Raw genomic sequence first — 2,729 nt, 5'->3', positions numbered from 1 at the left:
ACCCGGCGCCCACCGCGCCGGGCGCCGGGTCGCCGCCGGCCACGCGCGCGGGCTTCCACGCGTCGAGCCCGCCGAACAGGGCCGCCACCAGCCCGAGCCCGATGAACAGGCCCAGGACCGCCAGAAACACGCCGCGCCGCAACTCCGCCGTCATGGCGCTCCATCCCCCGTCGACACCGTGCCCGGCCGCCGGGACTTTCGAGACCCGTTTTCGCGAAAAACCGTCGACTGTCCCGCCCATCTTACCGTACATGTCCGGGAGACCAAGCCGCCGCGCCGACGCGCCGACGAATTCCCCTCGCGATCAGCAGTTTGGCACCGATTTCGCCCCTGCCCGCGGGCGGTCTGCCGATCGGGGACCCGGACCGGCGGCTCATGACGACGACCCTTGATACACGACGACCTTGGATGAAGGAGGCCGGATGGCGCCGGTGAAGACGGTCTGTGTCTATTGCGGCTCCGGCTTCGGCGGGGACCCGGCATTCCGGCAGGCGGCGGAGACGCTCGGCGCCGCCCTCGCAGCCGCCGGGCTCGACCTCGTCTACGGCGGCGGCGACGTCGGCCTGATGGGCACGGTCGCCCGCGCGGTGCTGGCCGGGGGCGGGCGCGTCACCGGCATCATCCCCGACTTCCTGAAGTCGCGCGAGCACATGCTCGACGCCATCCAGGAGACGATCGTCGTCGGCGACATGCACACCCGCAAGCGCCTGATGTTCGAGCGCTCGGACGCCTTCGTGGCGCTCCCCGGCGGCATCGGCACCCTGGAGGAGTTGGTGGAGCAACTCACCTGGGCGCAGCTCGGCCGGCACCGCAAGCCGATCCTGCTCGTCGAGGTGAACGGGTTCTGGAAGCCGCTGCTCACCCTGTTCGACCACATGCGCGCCCACGGCTTCATCCGCGAGGGGCTCGACCTCAACTACGTCGTCGCCGAGGGCGCCGACGCGGTGGTGCCGACGCTCCAGTCCGAGAGCCGCCGCCTCGGCGACGACCCGGCCGCCGAGCGCTTCGTCACCGAGCGGCTTTGAAGGGCTGAGGGTATCGGCACTGGCCCTTCCCTCCCTCCTCTGCCGGCAGGGCGATCGCAGATGGCGACTTGCTCGTCGAACACCCACTGGCAGCACCACATCCTCCCGGGGCCGCGCGGCGGAGCCCGGGATCCGGACACGCTGGTCGAGCCGGGCTTCCCAGCGTCGGCGGTTCTGGATTCCGGGCTCGCCTTCGGCGCCCCGGAATGGCGGTGCGGTGCCATCTGTGATGACGTTCCTCCGCGGAAGAGGGGCGGTCGTCTGAGAACTCGGCGACTCAGCAAGCCGGACCAAGCGCGGGTTCCCCCTCTCCCCGTGGGCGGGGAGAGGCCCGACTGCACCTCGTCGTGCAGGCGGGAAGCGGAGGCGAAGCCGAAGCGAGGGTGAGGGGGTGCGGACGGACGAGCCTACTCGGTCGCAGCCCCCTCACCGTCGGATGCCGCCGCGCTTTGCCGACGACAGGGTCGGCAAAGCCCTCTCCCCGCGCGCGGGGCGAGGGGATGCGCGCGAAGCGGACCGCCAGACGCGGGGATGTGTGAAGCGTGTCGCTCTCAGCGAAGGGCGTGACCCCTCTGGATCCGGCACGCCCCTCATCCCGACCTTCTCCCCTGGGAAAAGGAGCCGCAATGCGCATCGCATGCCGTGCCCGGCGTCTCCGTGTCGAAATATTGAATTCAAATGGGATGGCGCTGCGCCAGTGATCGGCGCGTCAAACCTTCCCCGGACGCGACCTGATCGGACGTTCGCCAATCAAAATTCTGTGTTCGTGCCGCTGATTCGCAATGCCGACAACAACCAGAAATGAAGACGACCTAACCCGGCCTGGTTTTTGCTACATTCGGCGGCGACCAAGACGCGGAGCAGCCATGACCATCCCGGGGATCGATCGACGCCGGCGTACCCGCGGAGGCGCGCGATGAACGCGGCGGCACGACCGGCGACGCTTGCCAATTCCGCCACGCGCGAGGCGGCGCGATCCGAGCGGTTCGGCCTCGCCTACCGCCTCGGCCTGCCGATCGTGCTCTGGGTGCTGTTCGCCAACGGCGCCACGCATTACCGCGACCGGCACATCGTGCCGGCGGTGGGCCTGCGCGAGGTGGTGGAGGCCGAGGTGGCGAGCCGGCTGTGCCCGGGCCTGCGCCTCGACGACGCGAGCTTCCGGCGCTTCTCCCAGGACCACGGCATCAACCATTCCGACCTCTACCAGAAGCGCTCGGTCTGGCTGCGCAAGGACGCGGACGCGCTGGAGCGCGACCTGCGCGCCGACCCGGAGGGCGGCTGCCGGCACATGCTCGACCTCTACGGCCGCGACGGCCCCGCGCCGCACCTTCTGGCGGTCCGCTGATCCCGGTTCGGCGGCGCCGTCAGGCCGCCGGTCGAGGGTCACCTCCGCGGCCCCATGCAGGATGCAGCGGCCCTTGCCGGAGGTCTTGGCGGCGTAGAGCGCCTGGTCGGCGCGCAGCATCATCTCCGCGAGCCCCATCTCGGTGTCGGCGTCCTCGTCCCGCACCACGCCGACGCCGACCTGCGCCAGAACGCCCTCGCCGATGCGGTAGGGCTCGGCGATCGCCGCGACGATTCCGGCGCCGAGCCGGTGCGCTTCCCGCTCGTCCAGCGATCCGGCGAGCAGCCAGACCGAGCGCTTCTGGTAGAGGTCGGAATGGTTGATGCCGTGGTCCTGGGAGAAGCGCCGGAAGCTCGCGT

3 protein-coding genes are annotated in these 2,729 nt (G+C 70.6%); all 3 read left to right on the top strand.

Going from position 1 to position 2,729, the window contains the following annotated elements:
• Positions 1 to 422: 422 nt before the first annotated feature.
• Positions 423 to 1,025, top strand: coding sequence for a TIGR00730 family Rossman fold protein (locus FV229_RS26345; RefSeq protein WP_147754739.1), 603 nt, complete (start codon positions 423 to 425; stop codon positions 1,023 to 1,025).
• A 916-nt stretch (positions 1,026 to 1,941) separates the two neighbouring features.
• The gene (locus FV229_RS26340) at positions 1,942 to 2,370 is read left to right on the top strand and encodes a hypothetical protein (RefSeq protein ID WP_147754738.1); all 429 of its coding nucleotides are present in this window, start codon (positions 1,942 to 1,944) and stop codon (positions 2,368 to 2,370) included.
• A gap of 54 nt (positions 2,371 to 2,424) precedes the next feature.
• On the top strand, positions 2,425 to 2,729 hold a 305-nt coding region (locus FV229_RS26335), incomplete at its 3' end, for a hypothetical protein (RefSeq protein WP_147754737.1).

Source organism: Methylobacterium sp. WL120, from assembly GCF_008039465.1.
In the GTDB taxonomy this organism is placed as follows: domain Bacteria; phylum Pseudomonadota; class Alphaproteobacteria; order Rhizobiales; family Beijerinckiaceae; genus Methylobacterium; species Methylobacterium cerastii.
Note: the sequence above shows the minus strand (reverse complement) of the source record. Positions and strands in the feature narration are given on the sequence as shown.